At 48.7% G+C, this 16,946-nt stretch carries 15 protein-coding genes; 10 read left to right on the top strand and 5 right to left on the bottom strand.

Annotation, left to right across the window (positions count from 1 at the left end; translation table 11 throughout):
• Position 1: 1 nt before the first annotated feature.
• Positions 2-1,402 (bottom strand): alpha-L-fucosidase, encoded by a 1,401-nt coding sequence (locus SPICO_RS01820; RefSeq protein ID WP_013738990.1) that lies wholly within the window; start codon positions 1,400-1,402, stop codon positions 2-4.
• A gap of 473 nt (positions 1,403-1,875) precedes the next feature.
• Between SPICO_RS01820 and SPICO_RS01815 the strand changes: the two genes are divergently transcribed.
• The 5 genes from SPICO_RS01815 (at position 1,876) to SPICO_RS10225 (ending at position 7,001) form a co-directional block, all read left to right on the top strand.
• Complete coding sequence (locus SPICO_RS01815; protein WP_245523217.1) at positions 1,876-2,568, top strand: ABC transporter permease subunit; 693 nt, start codon at positions 1,876-1,878, stop codon at positions 2,566-2,568.
• Complete coding sequence (locus SPICO_RS01810) at positions 2,562-3,473, top strand: carbohydrate ABC transporter permease (protein WP_013738988.1); 912 nt, start codon at positions 2,562-2,564, stop codon at positions 3,471-3,473. The genes SPICO_RS01815 and SPICO_RS01810 overlap by 7 nt, the downstream gene beginning before the upstream one ends.
• 66 nt (positions 3,474-3,539) lie before the next feature.
• A complete protein-coding gene (locus tag SPICO_RS01805) occupies positions 3,540-5,240 on the top strand; it encodes an ABC transporter substrate-binding protein (protein WP_013738987.1) in 1,701 nt (566 codons plus the stop codon).
• Positions 5,241-5,305: 65 nt separating this feature from the next.
• Positions 5,306-6,781, top strand: a complete 1,476-nt coding sequence (locus SPICO_RS01800) for a sulfatase family protein (protein WP_013738986.1) — start codon at positions 5,306-5,308, stop codon at positions 6,779-6,781.
• Positions 6,768-7,001, top strand: a complete 234-nt coding sequence (locus SPICO_RS10225; RefSeq protein ID WP_148228981.1) for a hypothetical protein — start codon at positions 6,768-6,770, stop codon at positions 6,999-7,001. The genes SPICO_RS01800 and SPICO_RS10225 overlap by 14 nt, the downstream gene beginning before the upstream one ends.
• A gap of 20 nt (positions 7,002-7,021) precedes the next feature.
• On the opposite strand, the gene SPICO_RS01795 is transcribed toward SPICO_RS10225, so the two are convergent.
• Positions 7,022-7,588, bottom strand: coding sequence for a TlpA family protein disulfide reductase (locus SPICO_RS01795; protein WP_245523216.1), 567 nt, complete (start codon positions 7,586-7,588; stop codon positions 7,022-7,024).
• Between the two features lie 85 nt (positions 7,589-7,673).
• Between SPICO_RS01795 and SPICO_RS01790 the strand changes: the two genes are divergently transcribed.
• A complete protein-coding gene (locus SPICO_RS01790; protein WP_215904626.1) occupies positions 7,674-9,896 on the top strand; it encodes a helix-turn-helix domain-containing protein in 2,223 nt (740 codons plus the stop codon).
• Between the two features lie 53 nt (positions 9,897-9,949).
• On the opposite strand, the gene SPICO_RS01785 is transcribed toward SPICO_RS01790, so the two are convergent.
• Positions 9,950-10,558, bottom strand: a complete 609-nt coding sequence (locus SPICO_RS01785) for a DNA-3-methyladenine glycosylase (protein WP_013738983.1) — start codon at positions 10,556-10,558, stop codon at positions 9,950-9,952.
• Between the two features lie 84 nt (positions 10,559-10,642).
• Here SPICO_RS01785 and SPICO_RS10035 point away from each other — a divergent pair, with 84 nt between their 5' ends.
• The 4 genes from SPICO_RS10035 to SPICO_RS01760 all read left to right on the top strand — a co-directional run bounded on the left by SPICO_RS10035 (position 10,643) and on the right by SPICO_RS01760 (position 15,382).
• Positions 10,643-10,780: a helix-turn-helix transcriptional regulator gene (locus SPICO_RS10035; RefSeq protein ID WP_083810387.1), complete on the top strand. Its 138-nt coding sequence runs from the start codon at positions 10,643-10,645 to the stop codon at positions 10,778-10,780.
• A 99-nt stretch (positions 10,781-10,879) separates the two neighbouring features.
• Positions 10,880-11,467, top strand: coding sequence for a DUF975 family protein (locus tag SPICO_RS01775; protein ID WP_013738982.1), 588 nt, complete (start codon positions 10,880-10,882; stop codon positions 11,465-11,467).
• Between the two features lie 340 nt (positions 11,468-11,807).
• Complete coding sequence (locus SPICO_RS01765; protein ID WP_013738981.1) at positions 11,808-13,655, top strand: NAD(P)-binding protein; 1,848 nt, start codon at positions 11,808-11,810, stop codon at positions 13,653-13,655.
• Positions 13,649-15,382, top strand: coding sequence for an NADH-dependent [FeFe] hydrogenase, group A6 (locus SPICO_RS01760; RefSeq protein ID WP_013738980.1), 1,734 nt, complete (start codon positions 13,649-13,651; stop codon positions 15,380-15,382). The genes SPICO_RS01765 and SPICO_RS01760 overlap by 7 nt, the downstream gene beginning before the upstream one ends.
• A 130-nt stretch (positions 15,383-15,512) precedes the next feature.
• Here SPICO_RS01760 and SPICO_RS01755 read toward each other — a convergent pair whose 3' ends face one another.
• Positions 15,513-16,145 (bottom strand): ATP-binding cassette domain-containing protein, encoded by a 633-nt coding sequence (locus SPICO_RS01755; RefSeq protein ID WP_013738979.1) that lies wholly within the window; start codon positions 16,143-16,145, stop codon positions 15,513-15,515.
• Positions 16,142-16,942 (bottom strand): ABC transporter permease, encoded by an 801-nt coding sequence (locus SPICO_RS01750; RefSeq protein ID WP_215904625.1) that lies wholly within the window; start codon positions 16,940-16,942, stop codon positions 16,142-16,144. Before SPICO_RS01750 ends, SPICO_RS01755 begins: the two co-directional genes overlap by 4 nt.
• Between the last annotated feature and the right edge of the window lie 4 nt (positions 16,943-16,946).

The raw sequence follows: 16,946 nt of genomic DNA, 5'->3' as shown, positions 1-16,946 counted from the left end.
TTCATTCCTTCCTCTGTTTTCTCAAAAGCAAGATTATATCTTCACCTTCCAGCTCAGGACGTTTTATTGGACTGCCAACAGTATGGAGCGTCAGCGTAGTGATTCCTGCACGCATAACCATATTCGTGAAAATAATGGACTCCTGATGACCTCGCTTCAAAGTAAAAATGAACGTGCCATCTGAATCATCATCGGAGGCTCCGCCATCATGTTCCCAATCAAGGCATAGTTTCATTTCTTTCTCAAGATGAGCAGACAAGCGGTACGCAACCTCATACACAGCGTCCCGTTCCAGTTCAATTTTCCATGACAAAGCTGTAACGATAGGATGAAACGAATAATAATCGCCTCCCGTGTACCTGTATTGCTTCGTGGCGCCTCCCAGTTCATGGACTGTCTCGTTTTTTTCGATCCGTTCCGCTATGACTGTACCTTGCGGATTCCGGGATAAGCCTCTTTTACGGACTTCCCTTCCAATACCTTCCAGAACCTCACGCTCAAACGGCACTATGGAACCATCGCCCGTGGGGCCTATGTTCAAAAGATAGTTTCCTCCTCCGTCCAGAACGGAAAACAAAGCGGAAGACAATTGGAAAACCTTCCCTTGCGCATCTTTTCTTTCCTGCCAGCTCCGATAACCCCACGTTTCATGGTAAATGGTCGCAGGTGTCTGCCATGGCATTTGCAGCTCATGCTCAGGAAACTGATTGTCGCCCATGGTCAGGAAATCCCCGCAATCATTCCAAACACGCCCATTCACCATGATATTCGGCTGCAAGGAGTGAGCCAAATCCGCCACGTGCCGTGATTGATCGCGCGTCGGGGCTCCCATGTCCATCCATAGCTCGCAAATCTCACCATAACCAGTAAGCAGTTCCGTAAGCTGCGCCATGGTGTAATCCATATGCTCCAGCGGAATTGCATCAGAATTGTGAGGGCTAATCGGCAAAGCATAGGGGAAATGCCAGTCAATCCAGGAATAATAGAGCCCGAAACCAAGTCCATGCGTAGAACATGCACGACTCATTTCCGCGACAATATCTTTCCTACAGGGGGAATGCATGGTGGAGTAATCAGTAGTGGCAGTATCAAAAAGGCAGAACCCATCATGATGCTTGGCAGTCAGGACGATATACCGCATGCCGGCCGCCACAGCCAGCGAAGCTATTGCATCAGCATCAAAATTTTCTATCGAGAAAGAATGTTTAAGTGCCTCATAGGAATCCTGCGGAACAGGCCCATGGGAAAGGATTTGCTCACTGTAGCCAACCTTAACATTTTCCCCGTCCCATACGCCGCCGCACAAGGAATATAATCCGAAATGAACAAACATCCCATATGCCAGGTCTTTCCATTTCTGTATCGCCGCAAGCCTCTGTTGCGAATACCATTCTTTTTTCATCCTGCCTCCCTTGTTTTCTTAAGTGGAAGCGTAATATGCCGCGGAGGGGGAAAAAAGAGGCAAAATCAGGAAATAGCTCCAGAAAGCAAGGATAGAAGCGTCGTTTTTGATTTTTTTCCCGGTGTTTTCAGAATTTTACGCCTGTATTCCAGATGAACGACCGCTTTTTGCCAAAAGTTACTCTTTCGTGTTTTTCTGTCGTATAGCTACAGTGAAGTATGAAAAATGAAAAAAACCTGATGAGAATGAATAGGCATTCACAAACATTCATGCAAAAGGTGACGAAACATTGGCAATTTTATCTGATCGTCGCATTACCGATGTTGTATTTCCTGATGTTCAAATACGTGCCTATGTATGGGATACTTCTCTCCTTCAAAAGATACCGGGTATCACAGGGGATATGGGGAAGTCCGTGGGTCGGTCTATATCAGTTCCAGAAGTTTTTTTCAAATCCTTCATCACTGAGAATCATGTGGAATACTTTCTCGTTGAGCATCTACGCGCTGGTTGCATCAATCCCTCTTGCCGTCATCATGGCGATAGCTCTGAACGAAACAAAATCCACCAGATGGAAGAAGTCGGTACAGATGGTCACGTATGCGCCATATTTCATATCTACTGTCGTCATGGTAGCAATATTGATGCAATTCATGGATCCCGCCTTGGGCATATTCAACACAATACGCCGGCTCGTGGGATTGGAAACAATCAATTACATGGGAAGTCCTGAAAAATTCAGGCATATTTACGTATGGTCCGCACTGTGGCAGAACACAGGCTACAATGCAATCATTTATCTTGCGGCGCTTACAGGCATCAACCCTGAGCTTTATGAAGCCGCACGGGTCGATGGTGTCAATAAATGGCAGAAGATCCGCCATGTCGATATCCCCTGCATCAAGACTACCATCATCATCATGTTCATCATGAACATGGGATACGTAATGAGCATTGGATTTGAAAAAGCGTTCCTGATGCAGAACGCGCTGAATTTGGAAACTTCGGAAATCATGTCTACATATGTTTATAAAATGGGTCTGATCAACAGCGATTTCAGCTATTCAACGGCAATTGATCTCATCAATTCAATCATAAACATCTGTCTGATTTTACTTTTCAACAAACTTGCGAAACTCAAGGACAAGGATGGCGGCTTATGGTAAGGAACAAACATGCTGCATATAGAAAAAAAGAATTGCGTGCCGACAGGATGTTTGACATCGTGAACAACATATTCCTTTTGTTCTGCTTTCTTGTCGTATCGTATCCTCTGATTTACATTGTATCCAGCTCCCTGAGCAACGCGCATGACGTGATGGCTCACAAGGTATGGTTGTTTCCTGTGAATTTCGACCTGACAGCCTACAAAGCCGTGTTCACGAACAAACAGATTGGAATCGGATATTTCAACTCAGTGTTTTACGTAGCATTCGGAACAATCACCAGCGTCATATTGACCATGCTTCTTGCCTATCCTCTTTCACGGAAAGAGTTCTACGGCAGAAAGACAGTCACAAAGTTGATCATGTTCACCATGTTGTTCACGGGAGGAACCATTCCCCTCTATCTGGTCGTCCGTAATCTGGGTATCTATGACAGCCGCTGGGCGATGCTCTTGCCCAATGCCGTAACGGTCTGGAATGTCGTCATTGCCAGGACTTTTCTTCAGGAAAACATCACCGATGAACTGTATGATGCCGCGCAAATCGATGGATGTTCCGATATCCGTTTTTTGTTCCAGATGGTTTTTCCTTTATCCAAGGCCATCATTGCTGTATTGGCACTGTTCTATGCCGTCTCGCAATGGAACAAGTATTTCGATGCCTTGATCTATCTGCAAAGCCAAAAGTTGTATCCATTGCAGATAGTGTTGAGGAATATCCTCATCATCAACAAGAATACACCCAGCATGATGACCGATGTAGCGGCAGCCGCGAGAGCGCAAGGACTTTCCGAAACAATTCGGTATGCGTTGATTGTCATCGCAAGCGCTCCCCTGTTGATCATCTATCCATTCGTCCAGAAGTTTTTTGTGAAGGGGGTCATGATTGGATCAGTGAAAGGCTGAAAAACTGCGCAGACCATATTGAGTAAACCATATTGAAAAATATGCAAAAATATTGGAGGTTACGCTATGAAGAAAATCATCGTCGCACTGCTGGTGACAGCATGCATCGTCCCGACCGTTTTGTTCGCCGGAGGAGGCAAGGAACAACCCAGGAAGGTATCTGTCGAATATACCCCTAATGGGACGTATCCTATTGTAAAGACTCCGATCACCGTGGATATCATGGTCGCCCAGCCACCATGTGTAGAAGATTACAACACCAATCGATTCTCCAAGTACATGGAAGAAAAGACAGGAATCAAAGTCAATTACATCATGGTTCCTGAACAGGCGGCTACGGAGAAGCTTGCCCTGACCCTTGCGTCAGGAGATTATCCTGATGCTTTCCTTGGCTTCAACATTAAAAATGATCTTGAAGCTACCTACGGGGCCCAAGAGCATCTGTTCATGCCGCTTAACAAGTACTATACCAAGGAATGGATGCCGCATCTGACGGCTGCTCTCAACCAGTATCCTGGCGGGCTTGGCTACATGACCAATATTGATGGGAACATTTATTCCCTGCCACGTCTGGAAGGCTGTTTCCACTGTACCAACATGGCCAAGATGTATGTCTACCGCCCCTTCCTTGATGCGTTGGGTCTGCCTGTTCCCACCACTACCGAGGAATTCTATCAGGTGTTGAAAACAATCAAGGCTCAGGATCCCAATGGTAACGGCAAACCTGATGAAATACCTCTTGCTGGTTCAATCATAGGCTGGGGCAACGAGGTGGAAAGATTCATCCTCAACTCTTTCATCTACAGTGACCTGACCACTGACATCAACCAGAATGCGGAAGACAATGTCGGATACATGATGAACGGCAAGAAAGTCGATACATCAGTAAACAAGGATGCCTACAGAGAAGGTCTTGCATATGTCAACAAGCTTTACCGGGAAGGATTGATTTATAACGGCTCCTTCACCCAGGATTCCAGTCAGCTCACGCAACTTGTGGAAAGCTCACAGGAACCTGTCATGGGCTTCGTGGCCGGCGGTTGGAGAGGTCAGTTCTCGACAATTGGCGGAGAGCGTTTCAGCCAGTTCCAGGCCATTGCTCCTTTGAAGGGGCCCAACGGTGTGCAGGAAACTCCTAACTTCCTGGCGAATCCTGAAATAGGAAAGCTGGTCATTTCGGCAGACAGTGAGTATGCGGAGGCAATCATCCGTTATTTTGATTACATGTATTCCCAGGAAGGAACCTTGATGCAGCGCAACGGCTTCATTGGAGAAGCATGGGATTGGGCAAAATCCAACCAGGTCGGACTGGATGGCAATCCTGCTATTTGGGAACAGCTGCGGCTATGGAACGACAAGGATCCCCAGAACGATACGTGGATACAAGTCCTTATTGGCGCAATGACATTCGACCTGAAGAACGGCCTTGCCAACAATGCTCCGGGAGCTGATGATCCAGCCTACTATCTGCCGTCCAATAATGAGAAGACTTTGTATGATGAGACGGCCAAGCTGTACAAACCATATGCGCATCCTGAACTGGAAGTACCGACCCTCAAATACACCGCTGAGGAAAATGAAAAGTTCTCGACGGTAAAGCGTGAGCTGGCGAACTTCATCCGCCAGAGTGCTGTCAAGTTCATGGTTGGTACTCTTGATGTGAACAATGACAAAGTCTGGAATGATTACCTTGCGAATCTTGAAAGACTGCAACTCTCCAAAGTATTGGATCTGATGCAGACCGCTTATGACCGTCAGTATAAATAAACAATGCTGAGAGAATGTCCTGTGGATGTCTTTTGACAGAAGCAGGACATTCATCATGAACCACCATGAAAAAACCTAATGTGATTTATATCCTCGCTGATGACATGGGATACGGGGACATTTCCAGGAACAACGGACAATGTCCCTTCCTGACACCTCATCTCGACAAAATGTGTGATTCAGGTATGCGTTTCACTGATGCCCATGCTACCTCGGCTGTCTGTACGCCTTCACGGTATTCATTGCTTACCGGCAGGTATAACTGGCGTTCCCTCCTGAAATCCAGCGTGATAGGCGGATATTCCGAGCCGCTCATCGCTCCTGGACGCAAAACCGTAGCACATATGCTCAGGGAACAAGGATATCGGACATTTGCAATTGGAAAATGGCACCTGGGGATGCAATTTTCCAAGAGTTCATGTTTCAGTGAGGCTCCGGATTTTGCCGCCAGTGACGGCATTGACTATTCAGGAAAGATTGCCCGCTCTCCGATTGAAAACGGTTTTGATTATTATTATGGCATCAGTGCCTCCTTGGACATGCCTCCTTATGTTTATATTGAAAATGATCAATTCACCGCGCTGCCCGACCACATATCCCAAGGAAACGGAAAAGGATTCTGGCGACCCGGCCCTACCGCAAAAGACTTTGTCCACAGCGAAGTCCTTGACCACCTGACTGACAAGGCCCTTGATGTACTCGACAAGCAGTCCACGGAAAAAAATGACCCGTTCTTCCTGTATTTCCCCCTGCCCGCCCCTCATACCCCAATACTTCCCTCATTGGAGTTCCAAGGTAAATCCGGCACGAATGAATATGGTGATTTCGTCTTGCATTGCGATCATGTAGTGGGGAGAATCACTTCAAAGCTGAAGGCCTTGGGACTGCTCTCAAATACAATTGTCGTCTACACATCGGACAATGGTTGCTCCCCCATGGCAGACTACAAGGAACTTCTGGAGAAGGGACATAATCCCAGTCATGTGTTTCGTGGAACAAAGGCAGATATCTACGAAGGAGGCCATAGGGTTCCTTTGATCATCCAATGGCCGGACAGGATAAAGGCCGGGACAGTGTGCAATCGCATTGTCTGTCTTGCCGATTTCCTTGCGACCATGGCGGATCTGCTTGGCGTTCGGCTTCCTGACGACATGGGAGAAGACTCAGTCAGCAATCTTCCTCTCTGGCTCAATCCTAACCACCCGGAAGTACGGGATGATCTCATCCATCAGAGCATTGACGGCTCCCTGTCCATACGCATGGGTACATGGAAGTTGGAGATGTGTCCGGGTTCAGGAGGATGGTCATATCCCCGCCCTGGCGTGGATGATACCTCATCACTCCCCTCCTTCCAACTTTATAACTTGAACAAGGACATAGGAGAAACAACCAATGTGATCATGTCCCACCCGGATGTCTTTATGACATTGAGGGAACGGCTCACGGAACATATCCGCAACGGAAGAAGCACTCCAGGAACACGGCAGAAGAATGACGGGAACCAAATCTGGGACACGGTAAGATGGCTTGAGGACATGTGACTTCCTGTCACGACCTTCCTGTCACGACCTTCCTGTCACGACCTTCCTGTCACGACCTTCCTGTCACGACCTTCCTGTCACGACCTTCCTGTCACGACCTTCCTGTCACGACCTTCCTGTCACGACCTTCCTGTCACGACCTTCCTGTCACGACCTTCCTGTCATGGCTCATGCTTCACGGGAAATGCCCGAACAGATGTCGGAACAGACGCCCAAATAAAAGATGCCGATGAAGCTCTGTTATTCTTCCCCGAAGCAATCACATATCTGCAAAGTCGTATAATATTGTATGGGATAATCGCGGGAATAGTCATCCGCCGTCTCCCCGTTTGAGGAAGCCAGTACTTTGCCCTGCTTGTCCACAAGGACAAATCCGGGAATGTAGAATTTCGGGACATCGACCAGATGCATGATACCAGTTTCCTCACGATATTCAAATTTCAGATAAGGGAATGAATATCCTCCCTGCTCCATGAAGGAAACCAGGTTGTCATTGGAAACATCCCTCTCATGCCCCACAAAAATAATCTCCACGTTCCCGTACATCCTAATCAGATTCTCATATGTCTTCTTCAGCAGAGGCTCATATTCCTTGCAATACGGACACCAGTCCGCGGCGTAATAGATGAGATAATAATCAGAAGACAGCAGAGCTGGTCTTCCATCCGCATAAAAACACTTCCCTTGAAGCATGTCCTCGAAAGTCATGTCTATCGGAACATTGTTCTGTATTACTGTGGAAGCACAGGAAGCCAGGATAAGGACAAGAACCACCGATACCGCCATCACGAGTATGTTTTTCTTCATTGCAACATTCTATCATGAAACCTCCGTTCATCATAAGTTTTTGTGCTATACTGTTTTCATGTTGGTAAATATCAGAAAAAACGGTGTGCTGGCAAGAAAACCAATCATCACTCTGTCCATTGTGATTGCAATCTGTATTTCCAGTCTCATAGTCAGCCAGTCATGGTTTCTCAGGCAAATGCAAAATTATGTACTTGAAAAGAACATGACCGTCCTGGAACTGACCCAAACCATTGTGGATTCCTACATTGTCCAGACACAAAAACTGGCTCAGTTGTTGCTTTTGAACAAGAACATGACCAGGTTCATCTATCAGGGCAAAATTTCCGAGGGTTCAAGTGAGATCCAGACAATCATTGACGCACAGGCTCAGCTTCCCGCCACGCGTTCAGTCAATCCCATGCTCGAAGAAGTATATGTCTATTCCAGGTTCAGCGGATATCTCATGAATAGCCGCAATGCCATATTTGACATAGACAGGATGTACGCGCTCATTGAGTTCCAAGACATGAACAGCGGACAATGGCAATCAAAATATCTACGGTCAGGCGGTACGGACTCGTTTCATCCCACTGTCATAGCGACTGTAGATGGTCAGAAAAAACGGATAATACCCTATATTCAATCTTTTCCCCTCTCCAACCCTTTGGAAAATGCCGGAAAACTTATGTTCCTGCTGAATGCCGACTTGCTTGAAGAACTGCTTTCGGGACTGGAAATAGGCAATCGTGGCAGATATTGCATTACAGACAGCGACAACACGATCATCATCAGCAACGGAGACATCATGTGGAACTATACGGACATGTCCGATGGTCAATATGACATAATAGGCCATGATGGGGTACGTTATCTGATTTCCATTGTTTCCAGCGCAGAGAGCCGTCTGAGATTTTTCTCTGCTTTGCCCTATAAAGAGCTTCAAGCCACACAGATTCCCGTATGGGGCATATTTTCCTTAAGCGCTATCATTGCGTTGATAATTTGCTGTTGCATTATTTTGGTTTCAGCGTATACACACCAGAAAAACTGGTCCAGGCTGAAAGCAATGTTGAGCGATGGGCAGACATTCCCGAACAACGTCACCTACGAGAAAGTGTATGAGACCATCAAGTCAATCACGGAACAACAGGCTGAAAATGAGGCGCATGGCGGCAAAATTCCTTTCATGACCGAGACGTTTTTCCGCCGATTGATTCATGGAAAAAATATAACTCCTGAAGAAGTTAACGACATGATGGAACGAACAGGGCAAGGATTTCCCATAGGTTCCGACATGGTCGTTGCTATGGCCAAGATCATCTGGCACAACGTTTACGAGGCATCAAGCCTTGATGATCTGGATTTCTCGCGGATAGTCGCCGCAAAGGAAGCGGAACGGATATTCAACAAGAACTACTATCTTTACATGGATCTGGAATTGAATATCTGGCTCCTTCTCTGGGATGAAAACAGGAATCTTCTGAACAAGAATATCACCGCTTTTTGGTTAGCTTTCAAGAAAATCACTCCATACGAGACATCAATCTCCATCTCCCATGTTAATCACACGGTCAGTACCATGCAAGGCGCACCACATGAATGCAATCTTACTGCGCACAGCATCATCAATGAAAATCTCCGGAATACAATCAGAAGATATTCAGATTTGACGGAGCGAGGGGATTCTGCTTTTTTTGATAAGGAGAGTGAACAGGCCCTGATTTCCAACTGCATGAAACAGGATGAGTACGCTGTCCGGATTCTGTTGCAAAAAATCCATGATACCAATTTCATGCAACGCAAGTTGCCTCCTGATCAAATCCTGCTACTTTTCAAGGCGTTGTACAATACGGCGCTTATGTATTGTCAGAAAGTGAATATAACCTCGTTACCCAGACACTTTACCCTATTTTCCGAGGTATCAGAATTTTTTCTATCCCTGACGGGTGATGCCTTTCGTTCAAAACCAGACAGGGAAAAAGAAATGATTTCAAGCATCACTTCATATATCCATGAACATTTCCATGATCCAGACCTTACCTTGGTTACCATGTCCGTTGCATTCAAGCAACGCGAAAACTATTTATATTATTTTATGAAAACAAGGATGGATACAAGTTTTTCTCAGTATCTTGAGGAGTACAGGCTCAAGCAGGCAAAAGAAAAACTGTTTACAGATTCAGAAAAAAACATCAATGAAATTGCGTTCTCCTGTGGATATGCAAATCCACAGACATTCAGGAGGGCTTTCACCAAGCGTTTCGGATTGCTCCCTTCAAACTATCGGATGGGGTTCATAACGGACGCACAGAACAATGAGAGCTAAAATGGGTTGGAAACAGGTGCAATGATAGGAATACATGTATCCTTTCCTTTGGCTCATTTCACAGACACATATGCATTGCCTTCACTATAGAAACGCAAAGGAAAATCCTTGGCTTCCTCCGCGTAATCAATACCCACCCGCTTTGTGGTGATGATGCGGAAATCCACGCCCTCTCCTTCTTCAAGATACAGCCCCTCTCCGCATAGGTCAGCTCCATTGAGACTCCGGTCGATGTCAAGTGCCTGGCACAGTTTACCCGGCCCATTGGTCAGTCCAATGATTTGTTTGCCGGTCAATTCGCCGAAAGTCTTGGTGTATCGTCTTTGCGCCATTGCCTCAAGCCCTAATACGGGCTGACCAGCTCTGACCAAGACAGCTTGAGGATCATCCTTGCCGCTGGTAACGACATTGAAGCAATGATGCATGCCGTAGACAAGGAAAACATAGGAAAATCCGGGAGCGCCATATATCACTTCGAGCCGGGACGTTCTTCTTCCTCCATGAAAATGCGCAGCTTTGTCTTCTTTGCCTACATACGCTTCGGTTTCTACAATTCTCATGGCAAGTTTCTGCCCATCAATCTCATGGACAAGCACTTTTCCCAGCAGTTCCCGCGCTACGGACAAGGCATCCCTGTCATAAAATTCCCTTGGCAACCTCATGATACACGCGCCTCCCCTCTGGTCATGAACACGTCCATCATACAAAACCAAGGGAGGAAATGATATGACAAGAAAACAAAAAATATGAGAGCCTCCCGCCAGACCATCATAGCGTTGGAAGCAGGAAAATACACGCCATCATTGGAAATGGCCTTCCGGATTGCCGATGTTTTCAATGTTCCTATCGGAGATGTCTTTGAATGCATCATGGAAGAACGTTAAATCGGGAGTTCCACATCACGGATTGACTATCCGTGTACCCGGTCATATCATGAAGGTGATTTTCCGTAGTCCGACAAAACCAAAACATGAGGTGATAACATGATGTACGCAAAGGATTTCCGTGCTTCTGCCCGCACGGCTCTCTCTGGTTCCTGGGGATCAGCAGTACTCGTAACATTCCTGATGATGGTCATTTCCGCACTAGGAAGCCTCGTCTTGGCAGGAATCGTCGTCATGCCTGTCATTTCATGGTCGTTCTCCATCATTTTCCTCGCTGCCCTGAGAAGGAAGAAAATTGAAGCGCAGGGATTGTTCGTCGGTTTCAACTATTTCGGGAAAATATGGGCTATGAGCGCCCTCTCTTTCCTGTTCGTCTTTTTCTGGTCACTGCTGCTGGTCATCCCCGGAATCATCAAGGCTTTTTCCTATTCCATGGCTCCGTATATCCTGGCTGATCACCCGAACATGAAAGCACTGGATGCCATAACCGCAAGCCGCGCCATGATGCATGGCAACAAATGGCGTCTGTTCTGCTTGCAACTCTCTTTCTTTGGATGGGCACTGCTCGCCTGCCTGACATTCGGCATAGGCGAACTTTGGCTTATTCCCTACATGGAAACGGCGACTGCCAGTTTCTACGAGGATATCAAGAATAAAGCGAGCTCACAGGAATACGCCGCCGTCTGACGCTTCCTCCGTCGTGCCGCACGTACCAACGGAAATTCTGTCGGACTCTGGGACGCTGGCACGAACACAAGACCTTCAGGAGAGACATCGCCAAGCGGGAACACTCTTAAAGAATGAGAAAACTGCAAATGACATTATACCTGCAAAGGGTAGCACCGGGGAAATAAAATATAAAATCATCGGTTTGAACGAACGACACGACGCTACTGTACTTTTTTTATCGTTTTTCAAAAAAATGATTGTACTTTCAGGTAATAAACATATACTAATGTTTTGGGTATTCTTGCTTTTTTTATAACAGGAATGACCTGTGAGCTGAAAACAAAAATGGCGGTTGAAAATGAGCAGATTGGAAATCATGACTCCTGATAAATCACAACAGGTTGTCGAAGGATTGTATCGTGACTTGGAACGGCGCATCGTGGCTAGTCCTCCCGGACTCTGCCCCATTGATATGTCGGCATCGTTCCTCAAGATGTGCCGGGCGCAGACGTGCGGCAAATGCGTACCCTGCCGTGTCGGTCTTGTCCAGCTTGAGTTGATGCTTGAAGCAATTCTGGACAATCATGGGGATATGGCAATGATAGGAGAGCTGGAGCACACTGCCCAAGTGATAGCGGAAAGCTCCGATTGCGCCATTGGCTATGAGGCCGCCTCCATGGTTCTCAAAAGCGTCAGAGGGTGTCGGGAAGATTTCATTGAGCATATCCGGAACCACCGGTGTTCAAGCGCTCTCAGCCAACCGGTTCCCTGTGTCTCTCTTTGTCCCGCCGGAGTGGATGTCCCCGGATATACCGCTCTTGTCCATGCTGGGAAATACGCTGATGCAGTTCGCTTGATTCGCAAGGACAACCCCTTCCCCACCTCGTGCGCCTTCATCTGCGAGCATCCCTGTGAAATACGATGCCGTCGCAATATGATTGATGGTGCCATCAACATCAGGGCAATCAAGCGGTATGCAGTCGATCATGCGGGAACAGTACCTCCGCCCAGCCGCTCGGCTTCCACAGGAAAGAAAGTCGCTGTCGTCGGAGGCGGGCCGGGAGGACTCACCGCGGCATATTACCTGTCCCTGATGGGACATCATGTCACTGTCATGGAGAAGCAGTCCCACCTTGGCGGTATGCTTCGTTACGGTATACCCAGCTACCGACTGCCCCGCGAAAGATTGCAGGATGACATAGATGCCATCATAGCTACAGGCGGCATACAGGTCAGGACATCGGCTGATATCAATGATAGTGATGATTTCATCCGCTTGACATCGGAATATGACGCAGTATACCTGGCCATCGGAGCTCATTCTGACAGGAAGCTCGGACTTCCCGGAGAAGACAGCATAGGCGTAGTTTCCGCCGTCGAGATGCTCAGGCATATTGGCAATGGTGACATGCCTGACTTCACCGGCAAGCGCGTCATAGTGGTAGGCGGCGGGAACGTCGCCATGGACGCTGCCCGCTCATCGGTTCGACTGGGTGCCAGCACTGTCTCCATTGTCTATCGGCGCAGGCAGGTGGACATGACTGCCCTTCCTGAAGAAGTCGAGGGTGCCATAGGGGAAGGTTGTGAAGTGCTGAGCCTTTATGCCCCGGTCAGGGTAGAAGCTTCAAAAGAAGGAATTGTCACAGCTCTGTGGGTCAAGCCGCAAATTGTCGGCAAGATTGATTCTTCGGGACGCCCCCGCCCCGTCGATTCCCAGGAACCTGAGAAAGCCGTACCGTGCGACATCATCATTGTCGCCATCGGGCAGAATGTCGAATACAGAGGCTTCGAGGATGCCGGGGTACCGGTCAGCCGTGGCACGATACATGCTTCATCCTCCAGTAAGGTCGAGAACATACCGAGCATCCCCAACCTGTTTGCTGGTGGAGACTGCGTAAGCGGACCTGCGACAGTAATCAAGGCAATAGCCGCGGGTAAAGCTGCCGCCGCGAACATCGACAATTTCCTTGGCTTCAACCATGAGATATCTGTGGATGTAGACATCCCCTTGCCTACCTTGGATGACAGAACCCCGTGCGGACGGGTGAACCTGACCGAGAGGGAGGCGCATGAGAGGGCACATGACTTTGCACAAATCGAGTGTGGCATGACTTGCCAGGAAGCCGACCAGGAATCGGGACGCTGCTTGCGTTGCGACCATTTCGGATTTGGCATCTTCAAGGGAGGACGGATAGCAAAATGGTAAACTTGACAATCAACGGCTTGCCCGTACAAGCGCCAGAGAGCGCGACAATCCTTGAAGCTGCTGCGTTGGTGAACATCCACATTCCTACCATCTGCTTCCTCAAGGACATCAATGAAATCGGCGCATGCCGTGTTTGCGTGGTTGAAATTGAGGGAGTGGACAAGTTGGCTTCAGCGTGCAACAACCGTGTGCGCGAGGGAATGGTCGTCCTGACCAACAGTCCCCGTGTACGCCAGACTCGCCGAACCAATGTGGAGCTGATACTCAGCGAACATGACTGCTTCTGCGCCACCTGCGTGAGAAGCGGCAACTGCGCCCTACAGAAGGTCGCCAATGATTTGGGAATCCTTGAACTTCCTTATGAACGGCGTCCGGCTCCCACAAAATGGGATCATTCCTTCCCCTTGTTCCGCGATGCCGCCAAGTGCATCAAGTGCATGCGCTGCATCCAAGTCTGCGATAAGATACAGGGACTGAACATCTGGGACTTGGTAGGTACAGGTTCCCGCACTACTGTCGATGTATCGTTCAGCAGAAAGATAACTGATGCGGACTGCGCCTTGTGCGGCCAGTGCATCACACACTGTCCTGTCGGCGCTTTACGAGAGAGGGACGACACACAGAGGATGTTCCAGGCCATCGCTAATCCCAAGAAAATCACTGTAATCCAGATTGCTCCGGCAGTCCGTGCAGCATGGGGTGAGGCTCTCGGTCTCCCACGTGAAAAAGCAACGGTCAAGCGACTGGTCGCGGCATTAAGGAAAATAGGCTTCGACTATGTGTTTGACACTACCTTCAGCGCCGACCTCACCATCATGGAGGAAGGACACGAATTCCTTGAACGGCTTGCCGGACGCAATGACCATCCATGGCCGATGTTCACATCCTGTTGCCCAGGATGGGTACGTTTCATCAAATCTCAATATCCCGACATGACGGAAAATCTTTCAACAGCAAAGTCTCCACAGCAGATGTTCGGCGCAGTGGCCAAAACCTACTACGCTCAGCTTCTCGGTGCAAATCCTGCCGACATCTTCAGTGTTTCCATCATGCCCTGCGTCGCAAAGAAATCTGAAGCTGAGCTTCCGACCATGAACGATGCGGAAGCCGCGCAGGATGTCGATCTTGTCCTCACTACCCGTGAGATTGTCAGGATGATCCGAGCGGAGAAAATTGATGTAAAAAGTCTGGAGGAAGAAGAATTTGATTCTCCTCTGGGAGTCGGAACGGGAGCTGGCGTAATTTTCGGAGCGACCGGAGGCGTGATGGAAGCGGCATTGCGTTCTGCTTACTATCTTGTAACCAAAAAGAATCCCGAAGCAGACGCTTTCCGTGATGTCCGTGGCATGGATGGCTGGAAGGAAGCAACATTCGACATTGCCGGCATTCCGGTCAGGGTTGCCGTGGTCAGCGGACTGGCTAATACCCGCCGCTTGATGGAGCATGTCCGGTCGGGCAAAAGCTCCTATGACTTTGTGGAAGTAATGGCCTGCCCCGGTGGATGTGTCGGTGGCGGTGGCCAGCCCATCTGGGACGGAGAGGAACTGGCGTCTACCAGAGCCGATGTCCTTTATGGACTGGACAAAGTGGATAACCTCCGCTTTTCCCATGAGAACCCTTCGGTACTGAAAGCATATGAGAGTTTCTTTGGAAAACCCTTGGGGCACAAGTGTCATGAGCTTCTCCACACCGACCACCATGCATGGGAGATGCCACAGCATTCCTGATGGTGTTCCTGTGAAATAATATGAAGGGGTTGTTGCAAAAGTGAAAACTAGAGCAACAATCCCTTAATTATATACAATAAAAAGAAAAATATGGTGCTGAAAAAGTTAAGTTTACGGCATCCCCGATATATCAGGGGTGAGGGATTTCCGGAATCTCCTGAATCCTCAGCGGCAAGCCGGTAGCGGTGAGCATGGTGACATGCGTTTGACCCATAGCAAGGTCTGACGCGCCGTGGGACACGACTATGACCAAGGCATTGCCACATTGTTCCATGAAAAGTTCCCATATGCTGTCACGAAGCCGCCGATCAAGCGGCGCGAACGGTTCATCAAGCAAATAGATGTCTCCGCCGTAGGCCAGCATCCGGGCAATGGCTACCCGTCGTTTCATCCCTCCGCTCAGCCGAGACGGATAACTGGATAACTCGCCGCCAAGTCCTACCCTTTCCAACCAGAAAGCGGCCTTGTCCTCGACCTCCCGGCGATGACCGGACAAGGGGATGGCGACATTGCCCAGGACAGTTTCCCAGGGCAGAAGCCTGTCTTCCTGGAACAGGCAGACTATCTTCCGGGAGTCCGGAATAGATATGGAACCGGAATCAAGTTTCTCCGCGCCAGCAATGCACGTCAGGAGCGTCGTCTTGCCACAACCGGAAGCCCCGCTGATCCAAACCACTCCATGTGAAGGGAAGCTATGGTTAAAATCGTTCAGGACATCTTTTTCGCCGTATCTTTTGCAGGCATGTTCCAGACGTATGTTCATCTTTTCTCTGCCTCCGTCATGCGTACCCGTCCAAGGAAATGCACTGTGCTTTTTTCCAGGATGATGCTCAGCACTATGACTACGATGGTCCATGCAAACAAATCTTCCGTCTCAAGATATATCTTGGCCTGGTTAATCCTGCCGCCAACCGCCCTGCCATCATTGGCAAGGAGTTCGGCGGCTATGCCGGCTTTCCAGGCAAAGCCTATGGCGGAACTCAGTGCAGCTATAAAATATGGCATGAGGGATGGAACAATAACAAACCTCAGTGTTTTCCCACGCCCAAAACGATATGTCCGTGCCATGACCATCAGGTTCCGATCCAAGGTTCCCAGCCCTTCGGTGACATTACCCCAGACAATGGGAAGAACCATGAGCATGGTAATCAGGGGCGCGACGCTTTCCCTCCCCAGCCAGAACAACGCCAGAATGATGAAGGATGTCACGGGAGCCGCCTTGATTATTCCTATCGCCGGTCTTACGACAATATCGCAGAGCCTGCACCGCCACGTCAGGACAGCCAGCACGATGCCAGCGACACAACCGGTGACTAATCCTTCAGCGACATGGAGGAATGAAACCAACACGGTCAGCCAAAACGAAGAAGTTCCGGCAAGAAACCAAAGACGCCCGGCAACCCGTGAGGGAGAAGCTACCAGGATATCCTGTCCGGTAAGCCGATATGCCGCATACCAGACCAGAATCCAGAAGATAGCGGAAATTGCACCGCGAAGAATGGCAGCCGGAAGATTTCCGGCCTTATTCCCCTTGTCTTCAGCATTCTTCTCGCCTTTCATACCT

The sequence above is a fragment of the Parasphaerochaeta coccoides DSM 17374 genome (genome assembly GCF_000208385.1).
GTDB classification, from domain to species: domain Bacteria; phylum Spirochaetota; class Spirochaetia; order Sphaerochaetales; family Sphaerochaetaceae; genus Parasphaerochaeta; species Parasphaerochaeta coccoides.
Note: the sequence above shows the minus strand (reverse complement) of the source record. Positions and strands in the feature narration are given on the sequence as shown.

Bases quoted from the DNA above. Each gene is read 5' to 3' on its own strand.
- SPICO_RS01820 (WP_013738990.1), bottom strand. From the start codon at position 1,402: ATGAAAAAAGAATGGTATTCGCAACAGAGGCTTGCGGCGATACAGAAA.
- SPICO_RS01815 (WP_245523217.1), top strand. From the start codon at position 1,876: ATGTGGAATACTTTCTCGTTGAGCATCTACGCGCTGGTTGCATCAATC.
- SPICO_RS01810 (WP_013738988.1), top strand. From the start codon at position 2,562: ATGGTAAGGAACAAACATGCTGCATATAGAAAAAAAGAATTGCGTGCC.
- SPICO_RS01805 (WP_013738987.1), top strand. From the start codon at position 3,540: ATGAAGAAAATCATCGTCGCACTGCTGGTGACAGCATGCATCGTCCCG.
- SPICO_RS01800 (WP_013738986.1), top strand. From the start codon at position 5,306: ATGAAAAAACCTAATGTGATTTATATCCTCGCTGATGACATGGGATAC.
- SPICO_RS01795 (WP_245523216.1), bottom strand. From the start codon at position 7,588: ATGAAGAAAAACATACTCGTGATGGCGGTATCGGTGGTTCTTGTCCTT.
- SPICO_RS01785 (WP_013738983.1), bottom strand. From the start codon at position 10,558: ATGAGGTTGCCAAGGGAATTTTATGACAGGGATGCCTTGTCCGTAGCG.
- SPICO_RS10035 (WP_083810387.1), top strand. From the start codon at position 10,643: ATGAGAGCCTCCCGCCAGACCATCATAGCGTTGGAAGCAGGAAAATAC.
- SPICO_RS01775 (WP_013738982.1), top strand. From the start codon at position 10,880: ATGATGTACGCAAAGGATTTCCGTGCTTCTGCCCGCACGGCTCTCTCT.
- SPICO_RS01765 (WP_013738981.1), top strand. From the start codon at position 11,808: ATGAGCAGATTGGAAATCATGACTCCTGATAAATCACAACAGGTTGTC.
- SPICO_RS01760 (WP_013738980.1), top strand. From the start codon at position 13,649: ATGGTAAACTTGACAATCAACGGCTTGCCCGTACAAGCGCCAGAGAGC.
- SPICO_RS01755 (WP_013738979.1), bottom strand. From the start codon at position 16,145: ATGAACATACGTCTGGAACATGCCTGCAAAAGATACGGCGAAAAAGAT.
- SPICO_RS01750 (WP_215904625.1), bottom strand. From the start codon at position 16,942: ATGAAAGGCGAGAAGAATGCTGAAGACAAGGGGAATAAGGCCGGAAAT.